Source organism: Clostridium sp. chh4-2 (assembly GCF_002899675.1).
Lineage (GTDB): Bacteria > Bacillota > Clostridia > Lachnospirales > Lachnospiraceae > CHH4-2.
Map to the genome: position 1 here is coordinate 100737 of NZ_PKUU01000013.1, position 19658 is coordinate 120394.

The following is a 19658-nucleotide window of genomic DNA, read 5'->3' on the forward strand; positions in this document are numbered from 1 at the left end:
ACAACCTGTTATAAATTCGCTGTCAATATAACTCAAATTATCTTACGGAGGTGATGCCAATGAAACACAGAAACACCGTAGAGTTTCAGATATCCGGTGACTATGCGCTTTTTTCAGATCCGGTTATGCGTGTGGGCGGCGAGAAGTGCTCCTATCATATCCCTACCTACGAGGCCTTAAAAGGAATTCTTCAAAGCGTTTACTGGAAGCCGACTATAGTTTGGATCATAGACGAAGTGCGGGTTATGAAGCCGATTCAGACAGAATCAAAGAGCATAAGGCCAATTAACTATAATGGGGGAAATGATTTATCCTATTATACTTACCTGAAAAATGTCTGTTATCAGGTTCGTGCACATTTTGAATGGAATGAGAATCGGCCGGAGATGGCTGCCGACCGGAATGAGCACAAACATCACAATATTGCAAAGCGAATGATCTCAAGAGGAGGAAGGCGGGATATCTTTCTCGGAACAAGAGAATGTCAGGGATATGTGGAGCCTTGTGTGTTTGGAGAGGAAAAGAGTTATTACGATGATATGGAAGGGGAAATCTCCTATGGTTTCATGTACCATGGGATTACATATGCGGATGAAGCCGTACTCCCTGAGGATAAAGGACAGATGACCGTCCGATTTTGGAGGCCGGTCATGAAAAAGGGAGGTATCATTGAATTTGTGCGCCCGGAAGAATGTTCGCAGAAGCGCCATATACATGAAGCTGAGATCAAGATTTTTGGTGAAAATGAATTCAGCGGCCTTATGGAATTTACCGGAGAGGAGGCTGAGGCTTGAACTGGATAGAAGAACTTTGCGATCTATATGAGAAAAATCGTGAGAGTGTCGGTAAGGTGTTGTCTAAATCGTATCATACGAAAAAGGGAGAGGAAAAAATTCCGTTGATTCTGCTCCCTATTTTTCATACCACCGTTACAGCTCAGATTACAGTTACAATTGATAAAACGGGTACATTTCTGAACGCAGAACCGGTGGATGATTCGGACAAGCTTACAATCATACCGGTTACGGATAAATCTCTTGCGAGAACCGGTAATCCTGAGCCTCATCCGCTCTGTGATAAGCTGAAATACCTGGCCGGCGACTATATGGCATATTGTACAGTAAAAAAAGGCAAGGATTACAGCAAATACTATGCTGCCTATATGGAATCACTCCGGAAGTGGCGCGAATCATGTTTTACCCATGAAAAAGTGGATGCAGTCTATCTTTACTTGGAAAAAGGTACCCTGATTCACGATTTAATCAGGTGTAATGTCCTGCATCCGGACGAAGAAGGGAAAATTACTGATAAAGAGAAAATACAAAATGTCTCCCAAACAGACGCCTTTGTCAGATTCAGAATCATGCAGTCATTTGAGAAAGAAGAGAACCTTCTTTCGGATACAACTGGAAAATTTCGTTCAGAATGCTGGCTGGATCAGACCTTGCAGCAGAGCTTTATAGATTACTGCAGATCCCAGCAGAGCATAAAGGACTTATGTTATCTTTCCGGAGAAATAACATCGGTTTCCTATTTACATCCAAAAAAAATCCGTCATGAAGGGGATGGAGCGAAGCTGATATCCGCAAATGACGAACAGAATTATACATTCCGCGGCAGATTTAAAGACAAAAACGAGGCGTTTGCAATTGGCTATGAGACATCGCAAAAGGCACATAATGCCTTAAAATGGATAATCCGCAAACAGGGATATAAATGGGATGATTTTTATGTTGTTATATGGGAATCCGATTTAAGAAAAATTCCGGATATTTATGCGGATACAGATGCTGTCTGCGATAATTATGAAGAAGCATGGGGAGATGAAGAGGAGATATATGAGCCGGCCCCATATGCGGGAACAGACATGAGAGGCGCGCAGCATTTTCAAGCGGCGATGAGAGGATATGAAAGAAAATTACAGCCGGGTTCCAGAACCGTGATGATATCTTTGGACGCAGCGACAACGGGCCGCCTGGCGATGACCGGATTCAAGTCTATGGAGACCTCCCGTTATATTGAAAATATTCAGTACTGGCATGAAAGCTGTGAATGGCTTTATATAAAATTGAAAAATAAGAAATTTCATTCATACATGGGAATGGCCGGTGTAAAAGATATTGCTGAGATCTTATACGGAGTGGAGCGAAATGGCTTGCTGACGCTGGAGGGAAAGGCATTTCTTTACGCGCAGCTGGTAAAACGGCTGCTTCCATGCATTTCACAGAGACAGCCGGTTCCGGAGGATATAGTAAATCTGGCGCTGAAAAAGGCATCCTCCCCGGTATTATATGATTCATGGTATAATTGGGAACGGGTAGTCTCCGTAGCCTGTTCATTGATAAAAAAGCAGAGAAAAGAACGCGAAGGGGAGGAATGGAGTGTGGCTGTAGATCAGGAATGTGATAATCGTAACTATCTTTATGGCAGGATGCTTGCCATAGCAGATCGTATTGAGTATCGGACATATGACAGAGAAGATGGAAGAACAACAAATGCAAAGCGCTATATGACGGCATTTTCCCAAAGGCCGTTCAGCACATGGAAAAATCTGGAGGAAAAACTGCAGCCGTATTTACAGAGACTGAAACCGGGAGAACGGAATAAATATATGAACCTGCTAGATGATGTGGCCAGTAAATTTACGGTTGAAAAATTCGAATGTGATGAACCGTTAAATGGATTATATCTGCTCGGATTTCATAGTCAGTCATATGATTTGCGTAACTGGAAAGGGGAGGAAGAACAATGAATGAACTGAAAGGAAAAATTGATTTTGTGCTGCTGGTATCCGCAACCAATGCGAATCCTAATGGAGATCCGCTTAATGGAAACCAGCCCAGGATTTCCATAGACGGGCTGGGAGAGATTTCGGATGTCTGCATTAAGCGGAAAATCCGAAACCGTTTTCAGGATATGGGGCAGCGTGTTTTTGTTCAGTCAGATGACCGTTCGGATGACTCTTATAACAGCTTAAAAGATCGGGCGGATGGATGCGCTGAATTAAAGAAGGAAATAGATAAAAAGAAAAATGCCAATAAACAGAAATGCAGTGAAATTGCATGCCGTGAATGGATTGATGTGCGCAGCTTTGGGCAGGTATTTGCTTTCAAAGGTGTGGAAGTCTCTCTTGGAATCAGGGGACCGGTGTCCATCCACCAGGCTGTCAGCGTATCTCCGGTAGATACGATCAGCATGCAGATTACAAAAAGCGTCAATAGTGAGGCGGGAAAGGACAGCAAGGCTTCCGATACCATGGGGATGAAATACAGAGTTGGATTTGGCCTTTATGTGGTAAAGGGAAGTGTTAATGTACAGCTGGCTGAAAAAACGGGCTTTTCCCAGGATGATGCCGAATGTTTAAAGGAGGCTTTAAAAACTCTGTTTGAAAATGACGCTTCCTCAGCCAGACCGGAAGGCAGTATGGAAGTGTGCCGGTTGTATTGGTGGCAGCATAAGGAAAAGACGCCGGCCGTATCGACCGCACAGATTCATCGGAGTGTAAAAATCACACCTTTGACGGACCGGCCGAGAAGTTTTGAGGATTACGATATCAAAGTTGAGGAGCTTCCATGTGTAAAACCGGAGGTATATGGAATTGTATGAGGAAGATGATTGGCTTCAATTATCAGGGATTCAGCACTTTGAATTTTGCAGAAGGCAGTGGGCATTAGCATATATTGAGCTTCAATGGCAGGAAAATGTGAGAACCGTGGAAGGAAAACTGATGCATGAAAGGGCTCATGATGTATCAAATGGTGAAAAGCGCGGAGACATCATTATATCCAGGGCGATGCCGGTCCATTCCAGGGAAATGGGCGTAAGCGGAGAATGTGACATCGTGGAATTTCACAAAAGCGAGGAGGGAATTTCGATAGTCGGCCGCGATGGCCTGTTTGAGGTGATTCCGATAGAATACAAACGTGGAGAACCCAAAAAAGATGACATCGATCTGCTTCAGCTCACAGCCCAGGCCATGTGTCTGGAAGAAATGCTGTGCTGCTGCATCCCTTATGGCTATCTTTACTATGGAGAGACCAGGCGCAGGAAAAAATTTGTATTTGATGAAGAAATCCGCATCAAAACCAGGAACATTTTCCTTGAAATGCATAAATATTATGACAGGAGATACACGCCAAAGGCAAAGCGGACAAAAAGCTGCAACGCATGCTCCCTCAAAGATATTTGTCTTCCTATGCTTGGCAGACATGAGAGCGCTGCGGATTACATCAACAGGAATCTGAACGAGGAGGAGGGCGTATGAAACATTTATTGAACACATTATATATTACTTCTCCTGACCGTTATCTTTCTTTGGATGGGGAGAATGTAGTAATCCGTTCAGAAGATGGGGAGATTGGCCGCGTTCCTCTTCATAACCTGGAAGCAATTATTACATTTGGTTATCAGGGGGCCAGTCCGGCACTCATGGGTGCCTGTGTCCAGAAAAATATTGATTTGAGCTTTCTGTCCGCCAATGGACGTTTTCTTGCCAGGGTAAGCGGGGAAGTTCGGGGAAATGTTACCCTGAGAAAGCAGCAATACCGCCTCAGTGAAAATGATAAGGAAGCCATCGCAATAGCGAGAAATTGTATTCTTGGCAAGGTATTTAATTCCCGTTGGGTTTTAGAGCGGGCGGCCAGGGATTATCCAATGAGATTGGATTCGGATAAGCTGAAAGCAAAATCCTCATTCTTAGCGGAAAGTTTAAGAAAAATCAGGTTATGTGAGAATGCCGGGGAACTTCGGGGATTGGAGGGAGAGGCCGCTTCCGTATATTTTTCTGTTTTTGATGATTTAATTCTTCAGCAGAAGGAGGAATTCTATTTTCATGGCAGAAATAAACGTCCCCCGCTGGACCGTGTGAATGCAATGCTGTCATTTGCCTATACCCTTCTTACGGGAATGTGCGGGGCGGCTCTTGAAACTGTAGGTTTGGACCCTTATGTGGGATTTCTTCATACCGACAGGCCGGGGAGGATGTCATTGGCACTTGATCTGATGGAAGAATTCCGCAGCGTCATGGCGGACAGATTCGTTCTCACATTGGTCAATAAACGGATGATAACCAAGGAAGGATTCACGCAAAAGGAGAATGGGGCTGTCATTATGGATGACGATACGAGAAAACTATTTTTGTCCCAATGGCAGGCTAAGAAACAGGAAACCATAAAACATCCGTTCCTGGATGAGAAGATAGAATGGGGGATGGTTCCATACGTGCAGGCCATGCTGCTGGCTCGATATATTAGAGGCGATTTGGATGAATATCCGCCGTTTTTGTGGAAGTAGGTGTTGTAGTTATGCTCGTGCTTATTACATATGACGTGAATACGGAAAATGCTGCCGGAAGAAGCCGTTTGCGCCGAGTTGCAAAACAATGTGTTAACTATGGGCAGCGGGTACAAAATTCTGTTTTTGAATGCAATATTGATGCAGCAAAATGCAGAGAGGTTAAAGCGATATTAGAGGGGATTATTGATAAGAATGTAGATAGCCTTCGATTTTATTATCTCGGCAATAATTATAAGAATAAGGTGGAACATATTGGCGCAAAACCAGGATTTGATGTAACAGAGCCGTTGATTTTTTAATTATGCTATGCAGGAGAATTGTCAGATAGTTTATTGATGCATAGGTGCGAATGTCAAGTGAACATAAAAATCCCGGGAGATTCGCACCTGATTTTTCAAAGAAAGAATAAAGGGATACCTTTGTATAGTCTGAAATAAAGAATTAATATTAAGAAGAAAAAGTTAATTTTGTGTGTTTTTAGGAATTGTGATGATTATTTTGCAAGAATTTGCTGTCGCCTTCTGCGAAGAAGGTGTGGATTGAAATCAGGGAATCCGGCAGCTTATTGCGCTTGCATCCGGCGTCGCCTTCTGCGAAGAAGGTGTGGATTGAAATCCGCGATATGACGGCAGTTCCGTTGCAGTCCAGTCGCCTTCTGCGAAGAAGGTGTGGATTGAAATTAAGGCTTTCAACCTAACCACCTCCTTTCATGTCCGTCGCCTTCTGCGAAGAAGGTGTGGATTGAAATAATGCCTATGCAACCACTACTGCACATGGGAGTGCGGTCGCCTTCTGCGAAGAAGGTGTGGATTGAAATTTTATTGTCTGGTATTCTCTTGGCCTTTTCCGGGTCGCCTTCTGCGAAGAAGGTGTGGATTGAAATGTTTTTGTATGGTGTGTTGGGATTCTGCATATTGTCGCCTTCTGCGAAGAAGGTGTGGATTGAAATACTCACCCGCTTAAAAGTGCTCAACGGTTCCTCGTCGCCTTCTGCGAAGAAGGTGTGGATTGAAATATCAATATCAGAACAAAACCAACATGTGCGGCGAAAGTCGCCTTCTGCGAAGGAGGTGTGGATTGAAATGAGAACGGGCAACGTAAGCCAAGCCTTGATGTAGGTCGCCTTCTGCGAAGAAGGTGCGGATTGAAATAATCTTGTTATTAATCCTGGACTAATTCCATAGGTCGCCTTCTGCGAGGAAGGTGTGGATTGAAATGGATACGGATTCCATCGAGCAGACCTTCCGTATTACGTCGCCTTCTGCGAAGAAGGTGTGGATTGAAATGTACCATTCTGAAACTTAACAATATCCGTTAATGTCGCCTTCTGCGAGGAAGGTGTGGATTGAAATTCGTTGTCCTCTACAATCTGTCGTGCCTGTTCTAAGTCGCCTTCTGTGAGGAAGGTGTGGATTGAAATATGGAACAGGGTACTGGGAAAAGCATTACGGCAGTCGCCTTCTGCGAAGAGGGTGTGGATTAAAATACTTCAAGAGAACCATTTATCTATTTTCACCATCCATCTTCTGACATAAGCCTTCATTTCGACATACCGAAGGTTATTTTACCCGCCCCTTATATAGCTGATGTGGTAAAGATATAATTCTTCCTATACAGTTTTATCGGAACACTTATACTAACCACAATCACCCCGCTGATGACCCTATACAATTATTTGTCATCCTGGCTAAAGTATTCTAACACTTTAACCTGTCAGCTTTTTTGGAATTTTGTCAAAGCAGACCAGAGAAAACTATTTTGAATACCATCTAAAAGTAAGGACACCGCCTGTTATGAGAGTATCTGTCAAATGCTCCGGAGGTATGAGAAGCGGTACAATAACCAATAATATAACCAATTAGGACAGCCCGTCTTCCTGTAATACCAGCTGTCATTCAATAATCATCTGAGGACCTCCATAAAAGTATCAATGCAAAAACATGCCTGCAAACAAGCCTGATACAGTTTTTCACCGATGTTCCCTCATTTTTAACGGCAATCATTAATTAATTTAAACAATCATCCATCCAAATGACTGACATAATCCAGCTATCAAACATAAGTTAAATTGCAGCCCATTATTGTCTGCATCGCTATACCAAAAAATTGCGCAAATTTTATTTACTCTGCGCAATTAAAAAAAGTTAAAGCTGCCATATAGGCAGCCAGGGAGGAAATTATGAGCATTAAAACGATTGTAGTGGATAATTCTATCGACTTAAAAGAAAAACTGACAAAAATTCTAAACGAAATAGACGGAGTAGAAGTCTGCGCCAGCTTCGATGAAGCCATCGAAGCCATGTGCTATGTAAAAGAAAATCCGGTTGATATGGTTTTTTCCGACGTGGTCATGCCGGACATCAGCGGAATCAGCCTGGCGAAGTCTATCTATGAGCTTCCGGACCCGCCGGAAGTGGTTTTACTGTCCGGCATTCCCGGATTTTCCTTAGAGGCCTGGCAGATTCGTGCCTATGGTTTTATCATCAAACCATATACGAAAGCTCAGATCATTCAGATGATTCACAAATATCAGGCTGATAGAAATCAAGTTGAGCAAGTCGGATGAATTCCGTCATTTCCCGGGTCACCCACTTGTCGCGGTGGTAGATGATCTGCCGCCACATGGAAATATGAAAATCCGAAACGTCGAGAATTGCCAGCCGGTGATTAGCGACGCTTTCTTTTATGGTAAAATGAGGCAGAAATGAAAGGCCCATATTCTGTTTTACCAGATTGATGATAAATTCTGTATTGCTGATTTCCAGAAACGGCGTGACCTGGCAGCCTTTGGATGCCAGCAGAACATCCAGTTCCTTCCTGTAGTTGGCATCTTTTTCAGTGAGAACAAATCGTTCCTGAAGAATATCTTTGAGTTCCAGCCCCTTTTTACCTGCAAATGGTGACTGAACCGAAGCGGTGAAAACCACTTCATCCTCTTTCTCCAGGACTTTAATCCAGTTTGTGTGATAGAGGGGGCGGTCCAGAAGATAGATGATATCCACTTTGTTGTGCTCCATCATATCGATCAGCTCTTCCGGTGATCCGGTGAGGATCTGTACCGTAACATTGGGATGGTGTTCGTAAAAATAGTGGAGAATGGGAGGAAATTTGGAAAAACATAAGGATTCAATGGTTCCGATTCTCAGCACACCGCTTAACGGCCCCTGGCCGCGGAGGGCTTTTTTCGCCTCGAACATCTCTTTTAAAATATTATTGGAGTATACGTAAAATTGTTCACCCTGATGAGTCAGGGTGATTTTTTTTCCCACACGGTCAAACAGGCGGGTTTCCAGCTCATTTTCCAAAAGTTTGATCTGAACAGTGACCGCGGACTGGGAATAGCCCAATTCTTCCGCCGCCTTAGAAAAACTCTGCAGCTGAGCCACTTTAATGAATGTATAGATTTGGCGCGTTTCCATCTTTCATTCTCCTTTATCTTTCGTTTTTCCTGAATCTTCCATTTTGTGCAATTGTCCGGTATTCTTGTATGAAATTGTCAGACTATTAAAAATATTAAACATATTAATAAAAACCATGAATTTGATTAATGCATATTCCCATGTTATATTAAAATTACATTGACGTCAATCGTGCATGATGCACAAATATTCAGATATTATGTTACTGTGCGGCAGGTACTGTACAGCAGCCAAAATGAAAAAAGAAAACAGGATAACTTTATGTAGGAGGAAGTCATGGGGAATAAGAAAAAACTGGGGTTAGTTCCAAAATTGATTATAGGTATTATTTTAGGTATTTTGATCGGCAGCTTTATGCCGGATGCGGTGATCCGTGTATTTGTCACGTTTTCAACGCTGTTCAGTTCCTTCCTGAAGTTTGTGATTCCGTTAATGATTCTGGCATTTGTAACGATGGGGATTGCGGATCTGACACAGGGAGCGGGAAAGCTTTTAGGAATTACGGCGCTGCTTTCTTACGCCTCTACGCTGATTGCGGGCACAACCGCATTTTTAGTGGGAATCAATCTGTTTCCTCATTTTATCAGCTCAGAGGTGATTCAGTCCATCGGGAATCCGGAGGACGGAATGCTTTCCACTTATTTTCAGCTTCAGATCACGCCGGTGATGGATGTGATGGCTGCGGTTGCGCTGGCATTTATTCTGGGGCTCTGCATCAGTTCCATGAGAGGAAAAGAGATTGGAAACGCCTGCTATGATGTGCTGAATGAATTTTCAAAAATTATCAATAAGGTGCTGAATACGGCCATCATTCCATTGCTTCCCTTCTATATTATGGGGACATTTGCCAATATGACGGTGAGCGGACAGACATTTGTGATTTTATCTGTTTTATGGAAAGTTTTCCTGGTAGTTATAATCCTTCACCTGCTGTATCTTGTTGTGATATTCTGTATTTCAGGCACTATTGGAAAGAGAAATCCTGTTTCCGTGCTGAAAAACCAGATTCCGGCATATCTGGCGGCTATTGGAACCCAGTCATCTGCGGCCTGTATTCCGGTTAATATTCAGTGTTCTGAGAATAATGGAGTATGTAAGGAAATCCGCAATTTTGTAATTCCGCTGTGCGCCAATATCCATATGGCGGGAAGCATGATAACCATTACCTGCTGTGTGACCAGCGTGCTTTTGATGAGCAATATGGAAATCAATCTGGGAATTATTGTACCGTTTATCATGACTCTTGGAATCGCGATGATCGCTTCTCCGGGAGCTCCGGGCGGTTCCATCATGTCGGCGCTTCCATTTCTGCCGCTGGTGGGAATCGGAACGGAGAGCGCTCTTGCAAGCCTTTTAATCGCGCTCTATATCACTCAGGACAGCTTCGGCACAGCCTGTAACGTATCCGGAGACGGTGGAATTGCCCTTATTGTGGATTCCATTTATAAAAGATTCATTTTAAAAGAAGAAACAGCTGCGACGGTGAGCCATGTGCCTGTGGCTGCTGTGGAAAAATAAACAGAAACGAGGCATGAAGATATGGCATTTATAAGCGCATTTGATGTGTTGGGACCCAACATGATAGGACCGTCCAGTTCTCATACCGCAGGAGCGGTGGCGATTTCCCTGCTCGCCCAGAAGATGATCAGCGGTCCGGTTCTGAAAGCTGATTTTATTCTCTATGGTTCATTTGCAAAAACGTATAAAGGACATGGAACCGACCGCGCCCTGTTGGGAGGAATCATGGGGTTTGAAACCGATGATATCCGCATTAGAAATTCCTTTGCGATTGCGAAAGAACGGGGACTTGCCTATACCTTTACCACAAACGAACGGGAGAAAGAGGTACATCCCAATACCGTGGACATCCGTTTGGAAAATGAAAAGCACGATGTGCTGACCGTGCGGGGCGAATCCCTGGGCGGCGGTAAGGTGAGGATCACGAGAATCAACCAGGTTGAAGTGGACTTTACAGGAGAGTACAGCGCGGTTATCGTGATTCATCAGGATAAACCGGGAGTGGTAGCCCATATCACCAAATGTTTAAGCGACTGCAATGTCAATATTGCCTTTATGAAATTATTCAGGGAGGATAAAGGAGCCACCGCTTACAGCATCGTGGAATCCGACGAACGCCTTCCGAATGAAGTGATTTCCCATATCAAGGAAAATCCCAATGTTCATGATACCATGCTGGTACAGATATAGGAGGCTAAGATTATGGATTTTAAGACAGGAAGAGAACTTCTGGAATTATGCAAAGAACATGAGATGTCCATATCGGAAGTCATGATGCAGAGGGAAACCGATCTGACGGAAGTGAGCAGAGACGATATCTATGCGCGCATGGAAAAAGCCCTTTCGATCATGAGGGAATCCTCCCACAAACCGTTAACAGAGCCGGTAAAATCCATCGGCGGCCTGATCGGGGGAGAGGCGGAGAAATTGGAGAAACGCCGCCTTTCGGGAGCTTCCATCTGTGGAAACGTGCTGGCAAAGGCGATCACCTACGCCATGGCCGTGTTGGAAGTGAATACTTCCATGGGCCTTATCGTAGCGGCCCCCACGGCCGGTTCCTCAGGAATTGTGCCCGGGCTTCTTTTATCCCTTCAGGAAGAATACAATCTTACGGATGAAGAGGTGATCCACGCTCTGTTTACCGCGTCCGCAGTGGGCTATCTGGCCATGCGCAACGCTACGGTTGCAGGAGCGGTAGGCGGCTGCCAGGCCGAGGTGGGAGTGGCTTCCGCTATGGCTGCGGCTTCCGCCGTAGAGCTGATGGGCGGCACGCCCAAACAGTGCCTGAATGCAGCTTCCACAGCGATCATGAATCTTTTGGGCCTGGTCTGTGATCCCATCGGAGGATTGGTGGAATGCCCGTGTCAGAGCCGGAATGCGGTGGGAACCGCCAATGCCCTGACCTGTGCAGAAATCGCGCTCAGCGGGATCGGCCAGCTGATTCCCTTAGACGAGATGCTGGATACCATGTTAAATGTGGGACGGGGTTTGCCCTACGAACTGAGAGAGACGGCTTTAGGCGGATGTGCCGCCACTGCAACCGGATGCACGCTGGGGTGCTGTTCTTTGAATGCTTAAAATAAATAAGGAAGCGGTGGCGTGGTCTGCATGATGCGGATCTTCGCCACCCTTTTCAGTTCCATAAAGGCCTGGTTGATAAACCGGATTGCACATATTATAATGAAGACAGAACGGTTCGATTTACATAGGAAGAGGGGAAACAGATGATAAATGAAACAGGCAGTATGCCGCTCATCAAAGTGATGCTGGTGGACGATGACCAGCTGCTGTTGGAAGACATACAGAAACTGGTGGACTGGGCACAGCTGGGATTTGAGATCACCGGAGTGTTTGGAAACGGCCAAGCGGCTTACAGCCATCTGGCTGCCTGCCGTCCTGATTTTATCATTACGGATATCCGCATGCCGTGTATGGACGGTCTGGCTTTTGTTGCCAGGGTGAAAGAATCCATGCCCCAGGTTCAGATGCTGCTTTTGACGGCCTATTCTGATTTCGACTATGCCAAAGAGGCGATCCGGCTGGGAGTGTCCGACTATGTTTTAAAATATGACTTGAATGAAGAGACTTTGACGGCGGAGCTTTTAAAGGTCAGAAGCCGTTTTTTCAGCAACCGGAGCATTTCCGTGATGAGCAGCCAGCAGAAGCTGGAGCAGTTTTTAAGCGCTCCTCAGGATGAGAATGCGAAAAGGATGCTTGAGCAAATGCTGGAGGATTATGGTTCCTGTATTTTGGGGCTCATGGTGGTGGCGCCTCAGGAAGGGCTGGCGGTTCCGGGAATGCAGGACCAGCTGTCGGGAATTAACAGGGAATGTTACAGGATCAGGGACTGCCTTGCCAAATTTTCCATGGGAAGACAGGAAGATTTTAAGGAAGACTGCAGCTGTCTGACCATCATTCATAAAGGCAGACAGGTGGTGGTGCTGGTTTTGATGGATGACAGGTGTGCAAGTGAGAGCAGATACAGACAGACCATGTACGGCTTAGCCTGCCGGTTTGAGGAACGGCTGGGAGCGGACGGACAGGGAAAGCCGACGATTCTATATATGCCTTACGGGGTCAGGCATCCGGATCAGCTGATTTATGCTTATCAGTGTCTGGACGGCCTGATGCCCTATACCATATTCCAGGGGCACGGCAGAATTGCGGAGTATGAGCGGATTAAAGAGAAGATCGATGAAAATGAATTAAAACTGGACGAATTGGAAGAAATCCGACAGGGAATGACAGGCATGACGGTGGATGCCATACTGGAAGAACTGGAAGGATTGATGGAGCGGTTCTGCCGCTGCCGTTACAGCCTGGCCGGTTTCCGGCAGATTACTTCTTTAATGGATGCGGCTGTCCTTCAGTACCGCAAAAATAACTTCTGCTCCGCTGAACAGATCCAGCAGTTCCGGGAGGATTTGGCGGGGTGTTTGAGCGCAGAAGAAGTGTGGGAGACATTTACCGGATTTTCCCATCATATTGTGGAGTTCGGCTGTCATGTATACAGTTCCCGGGTTAGAAAGGCCATCCGTTTTATCCATGATCATTTCGGGGAGGATATCTCCGTGCAGGATGCGGCGGACCGGCTGGGCTTTAACGGGGAATATTTGAACAAGCTGTTTAAACGGGAGGTGGGCCAGGGATTTTCCAGATATTTAACGGCTTACCGGATGGAACAGGCCAGGAACCTGTTGGAAAGCGGGGAATACCGGGTCGGGGAGGTGGCCGAGATGGTGGGCTATAAAAGCAGCCAGTATTTCAGCATGACGTTCCGTCAGATCATGGGCGTGCCTCCGTCCGCATTTGGACGGCAGGGGGACGGAGGAAAATGAGCGGAAAATTCAGGATGACCATCCAGAAAAAGACCAGCGCCGGAATTGCCGTGCTTATACTGATCCTGACGCTGATCGGCAATTCGTTTGTATACCAGTACTGCTATAAGCTTCTGGTTGGCCACCGCAGTCAGCAGGATGCGGGAATCACCAGCCAGTGCGCCATGGGAGTGCAGACCGTGCTTCAGGATACTCAGTTTCTGGCACAGAACATTGCGGTCAGCCCTATTATCCAGGATTTCTTAAAGATTCCGGAGCCGGATTATTACCAGATCGAGACGATGAACCAGGAGATCAAGAATATGATCAAGCTCCGCCTTTATATCAGAAGCGCGGTGCTGATCTGCCGCGACGGGGTGTATTGGAGCTACAGTCCGTATGAGGATTATTTTAAAGGGCTTTTAAATGAGGAATGGTATCAGGAAATGGCCGGCAGGAACCAGTGCTACAGCCGGATTCATCCGATTAAAATCGCCAAGGAGCGGGATTTTATCACCTACCGGTGTTACATAGCGGACAGCAATACTCCGGTTTTGCGGACCGGGGAGCTGCTGCTGAACCTGGACGCGGCTCAGTTTGACACGGTGATGAAAGGCTTTTTTGGGGATGACAGGAAATATCTGATCTATGACGGAGAAAAAGGAGTCCCCATTGCCGGGTATATGGACTGCCCCGAGGACATTGGGAGCGCGCTGAAAGAAGGGAGCAAAAGCAAGTATATAGAAGGATGTTACCAGACGGAATACCGGGACGGATACGTCACTTATCAGAAGCTGGAGCCTTCCGGCTGGATCGTGGCTGCCTATACCTCCAAAGAGGAGATCGAGCGGGATGCAGAGCCGATCCGCCGGTTTTTCTTCCTATATACACCATTAACCGTGCTGGTGGTTGGCATGGCGGTATTTCTCTATATCCGCCAGATCATCGCTCCGGTGGCGTTAATATCCCGGGCCATGCAGGAGTTTGCGGCGGGAGGAAAGCCGGAGCTTTCCATACGAACCGGGGATGAGCTGGAGCTTTTGAGCTGCCATTTCAACGACATGGTGAAGAGCATAGATGAACATGTAAAACAAAAGATCCAGGATGAAAGGATCAAGAAAAAGATTAAATTTGACATGCTGATGTCAAAAATCCACCCTCATTTCCTATATAATACGCTGAGTTCCGTAATCTACCTGGCGAGAAGGAATGGGGATAAGGATATCGAGACGATGGTAAAATCCCTGATATTGATACTTCAGGACAGCATGGCGGCTTATGAGGGACAGATTACGGCTCCGCTTTCCCAGGAACTGGGAATTGTGGATGCTTACGGGGCGATCCAGTCCTACCGGTATAAGGATAAATTTGAAATTATTTACAATATAAATCCCGATGTAAAGGGCGCATTCATTCCCAAGAACATTCTTCAGCCGCTGGTGGAAAATGCCATCTACCACGGCATTGCGCCGAGCGAGGAATCAGGAGTGGTGGAGATTTCTGCGGAGCAGGAGAATAACATGCTGCGCATCTGCGTATCGGATACCGGAGTTGGCATGGAAGAAGAGCTGAGAGCGCGCCTGATAACCGGCGTGGAAAGCCGCGACGGAGGGGTGCATTCCATAGGACTTGGAAGCATACGCGACCGATTGGAATATCTGTACGGGGAAAACTACAGTTTTGAGGTTTACAGTGAAAAGGGGAAAGGAACCATGGTTCTGATCTGCATTCCTTATATGGAGGAACCGGCAGATGAGAGCGGAGGGGAAAAGAAAGATCAGGGGGAAGACGATGTTTAAGAAAACACTTGTTGTAATTGGGGCGCTGGCGCTTATCTATGCATGTACTTTGTTCTGGATGGTGAATAAGAGGACAGAGAATGCAGCTGTGGCGGCGGAGCCGGATAAACCGGAAGTGCTGACTGTATGGTACTGGGACGATTCGCTGGTAGAATTATTTGAAGGGTTTGCAGAAGGCAGGGAGAATCTGTCCATCAATTATGTAAATGTCCCGAACTATGAATATGCGGAAAAACTGCGCAGTGCCATATCATTTTCAGAGGAACTGCCGGATATCTGTCTGCTTCAGGACAAATTTGCAGGAGATTTTTTAAACCTGGACATCTGGGAGGACCTGGAATCAGAAGCTTACGGCCTGGACCGGAATACGCTGCCAAAAGACAGTCTTCCCTATATCACCTCGAAGAGCGGAACCGTCGTCGCGGCGCCTTATAATCTGGCGGCTTCCGGACTGGCTTACCGTTCCGGGATGATGGAGCGTGTTTTCGGGCTGTCGGAACCGGAAGAGGTGGACCGGGCGTTTACATCCTGGGAAGAGTTGATCGAGCGGGGAGCCGAATACAAGAAAACGGCGTTGGAACCTTTCTTTTTATTCAGCAGTCTGGGAGATGTGGCTACGGTGCTGTACAATCAGACGGAGAAGCCCTATGTGGAGAACGACCGCCTGGTGGAGCCGGAACGGTTTTTAGACTATTTCAGGATTCTTCATTCTTTATATGAAGAGAGGCTGGTGGACGATATGTCCCAGTGCTCGAAGGAATGGTACGACGAGTTTGAAAAGGGCCGTTTTTTGTTTTCTCCATGGAGCATGTGGCTGACCCAGAACAAGACATTTTCAAAAAATGATAAGAACGACTGGAAACTGATGATTCCGCCGGAGGGCAGCTATAAATGGGGCGGCTGCGTGTGCGCGATCCCATCTGCGGGAACCCACAAGGAAACCGCGTGGGAATTTGTCAAATACATGGCTCTTTCCGAGGAAGGAGCAAAGGCCAACAAAGAAGTATCCTGCAGCCAGTTTTTATGCTGGAAGCAGGATACTGCGGATGCATCCTACCAGAGCCTGAAGTTAGAAGGCTTTGGTGACTTCAATGTGGGGGAATATTATTTTAATTCCCTGCTTCCCGGCATGTATACCAGAGAGCTGTCGCCTTATGATTCAGCCGTGGACGTGGCCTACCATACGGCGGTAAAGGCCATTTCCCATGAAGGCGGGCTGACGCCGGAGCAAAGCTACCAGACCTTTTTGCAGCTGCTTCATAAGGCTGTTCCGGCCATTCAGATGGATGGGAAAGGTGAAAGTCCGTCAGGAATAGGGCAGTGATAGACCTGTCCGTCCATGGAACGGAGAAATTCTTCCCGCGCTTTTTCACAGACCGAAGGATCGGTCATGGCCCGGATACCGAATAAAGCCATGATCTTGGCAGCGTTTATCATGCCCTTTTCGCCGATTCCCGAACCGGAGCTGGCCGTGGTGCGCCAGTGGTGGTTTGGAACGCCCACAGGGCGGCAGGCGGTGGAAAACATGACGGTGGGAACGATGTGGCATACATCTCCCATATCAAAAGACCCGGAGCTGTTAAAGGCTCTCATCGGGCGGATTCCTTCATAGAGGAGTCCGCCTTTTTCCAGTTGGAAAGAGCGGGCCGCTTTATCACAGCTTTCAGAGATGGGGGCGGTCAGCGCTTTGGCGAATAACTGGTCATCCCGGTCAAAACGCTCCCATGGAATCCGGTGCATACAGTCATAAACCAGGTCGGCCAGTACCTGATTCTGCATGGTGGGATAGCAGCCGCCCAGATATTTAACCTCAACGGTTGTTTCTGTCATATCGGCCGCCCCTTTTGCTGTTTTTACAAGGCGCTCGTATACACTGTTTAAATTATCCATACTGAGAGCGCGGATCATATACCAGGAGGAAGCCTTGTCCGGCACAATGTTGGGGGCGGTTCCTCCTTCTTTTATCACATAATGAATCCTGACGTCTTCCGTCACATGTTCCCTCAGATACTGCGCGCCCACGTTGGTCAGTTCCAACGCGTCCAGGGCGCTTCTGCCGTTTTGGGGATCAGCTCCCGCATGGGCGCTTTTTCCATAATAGTGGAATTCCACGGACTGAACGCCTGCATTAATTCCCTGATATACAAAGTTTACGGTTGCCGGATGGAAGGATATGGCCAGATCCAAATCGTCAAAAGCATGTTCTCTCGCCATAAACGGTTTTCCGGTCAGAAGCTCTTCCGCCGGACATCCGTAAAAGACAATGGTTCCGGAACATCCGGTGCGTTCCATCTCTTCTTTTAATCCGATGACAGCGCCCACATGGGCGGCTCCCAACAGATTGTGTCCGCAGCCGTGTCCGTATTCCTGATCCAGAAATGGCTCCTGCTGAGGACAAAGCTGCTGGCTCAGGCCGGGGAGCGCGTCATATTCGCCGAAAAATCCGATTACCGGATGGCCGCTGCCCCACCGTGCGATGATTGCCGTTGGAAGGGAGCAGGCTCCCGTCTCCACACAAAATCCCTCCTGTTCCAGCAAAGCTGCGGTCCAGCCGCAGGCTTTCACCTCCTGATAAGGGCCTTCCGGATGGCGCCATATATTTATCGAGAGCTGGTTTAGGGCAGGTCTGACTGACTGGATCTTTTCAAATGCTATGGTTCCCTGCATGGTAAATACCTCCTTTATTTATTAAGAACATTATACTGAAAATAAGTGGAAGAAGATACTGAAAAAAACAGACATTACATATAAAAAACGGATAGATTCAGCTGAATGGCATGGAATCTATCCGTTTTTTATACAAAATATCCGGTTCTTATCCTGTGAGAAAAATGTCGGTTTTTGTAAAATGAGGGTATTAAAAGAAAAGGAGAGGGGTCATTTGGGAAAAGAAACGATTAAAAAATGTTTGGAGGAAGAGAGACAAGTACTTGAAAAGATGGCTCTTGATATCTGGGAACGGCCGGAAGCCGGATTCAGGGAACATTTTGCCAGCAGGCTGCAGATGGATTATCTGGCGGGAAAAGGGGCTGTGATTACAAATCCTGTCGGTAAGCTGGATACGGCTTTTGTGGCGGAATACGGAGAGGGACATCCCATTATCGGAATTCTGGGTGAATTCGATTCTCTGCCTGATCTGAGCCAGAAGGCAGGACTGAACTATAAAGAGCCTGTTAAGGAAGGGGAGAGAGGGCACGGATGCGGCCACAATCTGCTGGGTGTTGGAAGTATCGCGGCCTTTGTATCCCTGATGGAAACCATGAAACAGGAAGGCATTACAGGTACGGTCCGTTATTACGGCTGTCCTGCGGAAGAAAATCTGGCCGGAAAATCCTTTATGGCAAAAGCAGGAGTGTTCGACGATCTGGACTGCTGTCTGAGCTGGCATCCGTCAGGGGAAGACGGGGCCGGATATTCCAACAACACCGCATTGGAAACGATGGATTTTTATTTTACGGGTATTGAAGCCCATGCGGGCGCCAATCCTCATCTGGGGCGCAGTGCACTGGATGCGGTGGAACTGATGAATGTGGGCTGCAACTATCTGAGAGAGCATATCATACCTTCCGCCAGAGTCCATTACATAATCACGGACGGAGGAAGGGCGGTCAACATCGTGCCCGGAAAAGCTGCGGTGCGGTATGCGGTCCGCGCGCCCAAGGTGGAGCAGATGCTGGATATTGCAGAACGGCTGAACGATATTTCAAAGGGAGCCGCTCTGATGACGGGAACAACGGTTAAGCGTGTGATCACAAGCATTTACCACAACCGCCTTCCCAATGCGGCTCTTGCCGATCTGGCCTATGAAAACTTCCTGACGGCATCGCCCTGCGAGTATACGGAAGAGGAACTGGCGTTTGCGGATTCCATGGCGGCCGCCTATCCCCCGGGAACCGTGGAGCGGGTGGTAAAAGGTTACGGCGTGGATATGAGCGAGGTAAAACACAATCTGCTTCCGCGTCCGGTCAAGATGGGAAGCAAGGAGAAGATAGGCGGAGGCTCCACCGATGTGGGCGATGTGTCCTGGATTACGCCGACTCTCAATATGACTGCGGTCTGCTGTCCTGTGATGGTAAACGGGCACACCTGGCAGGGCACTTCCTGCTACGGAACCAGCTTTGCCGCTAAGGGGATGATACGGGCAGGAGAAGTTCTGGCGGCTACGGCCTATGACCTGATGACGGATAAAAAAGAGGTGCTTGCCAAGGCAAAAGAGGAATGGGAACACGATAAAAACGGCCAAAGCTATGTGCCGATCCCTGACGATATGGAACCGTATTACGATTGACAGGATTTTTAGGATGAGGATT

16 protein-coding genes and 1 CRISPR repeat array are annotated in these 19658 nt (G+C 47.0%); of the genes, 14 read left to right on the forward strand and 2 right to left on the reverse strand.

Translation table 11 applies throughout. From position 1 onward, the window contains the following. Positions 1–53: 53 nt before the first annotated feature. The 7 genes from cas5c (at position 54) to C0033_RS14880 (ending at position 7861) form a co-directional block, all read left to right on the forward strand. Positions 54–794: a type I-C CRISPR-associated protein Cas5c gene (gene cas5c / locus C0033_RS14850; RefSeq protein ID WP_347501131.1), complete on the forward strand. Its 741-nt coding sequence runs from the start codon at positions 54–56 to the stop codon at positions 792–794. Further along, a complete protein-coding gene (gene cas8c, locus C0033_RS14855; protein WP_103228660.1) occupies positions 791–2752 on the forward strand; it encodes a type I-C CRISPR-associated protein Cas8c/Csd1 in 1962 nt (653 codons plus the stop codon). The genes cas5c and cas8c overlap by 4 nt, the downstream gene beginning before the upstream one ends. Beyond that, the gene (cas7c, locus tag C0033_RS14860) at positions 2749–3606 is read left to right on the forward strand and encodes a type I-C CRISPR-associated protein Cas7/Csd2 (RefSeq protein ID WP_103228661.1); all 858 of its coding nucleotides are present in this window, start codon (positions 2749–2751) and stop codon (positions 3604–3606) included. Before cas8c ends, cas7c begins: the two co-directional genes overlap by 4 nt. Continuing rightward, positions 3593–4264 (forward strand): CRISPR-associated protein Cas4, encoded by a 672-nt coding sequence (gene cas4, locus C0033_RS14865; protein ID WP_103228662.1) that lies wholly within the window; start codon positions 3593–3595, stop codon positions 4262–4264. The genes cas7c and cas4 overlap by 14 nt, the downstream gene beginning before the upstream one ends. Next, positions 4261–5292: a type I-C CRISPR-associated endonuclease Cas1c gene (gene cas1c, locus C0033_RS14870; RefSeq protein ID WP_103228663.1), complete on the forward strand. Its 1032-nt coding sequence runs from the start codon at positions 4261–4263 to the stop codon at positions 5290–5292. Before cas4 ends, cas1c begins: the two co-directional genes overlap by 4 nt. A gap of 11 nt (positions 5293–5303) precedes the next feature. Beyond that, positions 5304–5594, forward strand: coding sequence for a CRISPR-associated endonuclease Cas2 (gene cas2 / locus C0033_RS14875; RefSeq protein WP_103228664.1), 291 nt, complete (start codon positions 5304–5306; stop codon positions 5592–5594). A gap of 214 nt (positions 5595–5808) precedes the next feature. Then, positions 5809–6781: direct repeats of the CRISPR family, unit length 33 nt; unit sequence GTCGCCTTCTGCGAAGAAGGTGTGGATTGAAAT. A 693-nt stretch (positions 6782–7474) separates the two neighbouring features. Continuing rightward, a complete protein-coding gene (locus tag C0033_RS14880) occupies positions 7475–7861 on the forward strand; it encodes a response regulator (protein ID WP_103228665.1) in 387 nt (128 codons plus the stop codon). Here C0033_RS14880 and C0033_RS14885 read toward each other — a convergent pair. Further along, complete coding sequence (locus tag C0033_RS14885) at positions 7803–8714, reverse strand: LysR family transcriptional regulator (protein WP_103228666.1); 912 nt, start codon at positions 8712–8714, stop codon at positions 7803–7805. The two genes, C0033_RS14880 and C0033_RS14885, sit on opposite strands and share 59 nt — an antisense overlap. Before the next feature lie 276 nt (positions 8715–8990). Between C0033_RS14885 and C0033_RS14890 the strand changes: the two genes are divergently transcribed. The 6 genes from C0033_RS14890 to C0033_RS14915 all read left to right on the forward strand — a co-directional run bounded on the left by C0033_RS14890 (position 8991) and on the right by C0033_RS14915 (position 16672). After that, a complete protein-coding gene (locus C0033_RS14890; protein ID WP_103228667.1) occupies positions 8991–10232 on the forward strand; it encodes a dicarboxylate/amino acid:cation symporter in 1242 nt (413 codons plus the stop codon). Between the two features lie 21 nt (positions 10233–10253). Beyond that, entirely contained in the window at positions 10254–10922 is a 669-nt protein-coding gene (gene sdaAB, locus C0033_RS14895) for an L-serine ammonia-lyase, iron-sulfur-dependent subunit beta (protein ID WP_103228668.1), read from the forward strand. 12 nt (positions 10923–10934) lie between these two features. Further along, positions 10935–11810, forward strand: a complete 876-nt coding sequence (gene sdaAA, locus C0033_RS14900; protein ID WP_103228669.1) for an L-serine ammonia-lyase, iron-sulfur-dependent, subunit alpha — start codon at positions 10935–10937, stop codon at positions 11808–11810. A gap of 146 nt (positions 11811–11956) precedes the next feature. Beyond that, entirely contained in the window at positions 11957–13570 is a 1614-nt protein-coding gene (locus tag C0033_RS14905) for a response regulator (protein WP_103228670.1), read from the forward strand. Beyond that, a complete protein-coding gene (locus C0033_RS14910; protein WP_103228671.1) occupies positions 13567–15348 on the forward strand; it encodes a sensor histidine kinase in 1782 nt (593 codons plus the stop codon). The genes C0033_RS14905 and C0033_RS14910 overlap by 4 nt, the downstream gene beginning before the upstream one ends. Further along, positions 15341–16672, forward strand: coding sequence for an extracellular solute-binding protein (locus C0033_RS14915; protein WP_180994748.1), 1332 nt, complete (start codon positions 15341–15343; stop codon positions 16670–16672). The genes C0033_RS14910 and C0033_RS14915 overlap by 8 nt, the downstream gene beginning before the upstream one ends. On the opposite strand, the gene C0033_RS14920 is transcribed toward C0033_RS14915, so the two are convergent. Beyond that, the gene (locus tag C0033_RS14920; RefSeq protein ID WP_103228673.1) at positions 16627–18015 is read right to left on the reverse strand and encodes an amidohydrolase; all 1389 of its coding nucleotides are present in this window, start codon (positions 18013–18015) and stop codon (positions 16627–16629) included. The two genes, C0033_RS14915 and C0033_RS14920, sit on opposite strands and share 46 nt — an antisense overlap. Positions 18016–18229: 214 nt before the next feature. Here C0033_RS14920 and C0033_RS14925 point away from each other — a divergent pair, with 214 nt between their 5' ends. Next, the gene (locus C0033_RS14925) at positions 18230–19636 is read left to right on the forward strand and encodes an amidohydrolase (protein WP_180994749.1); all 1407 of its coding nucleotides are present in this window, start codon (positions 18230–18232) and stop codon (positions 19634–19636) included. Positions 19637–19658 lie beyond the last annotated feature (22 nt).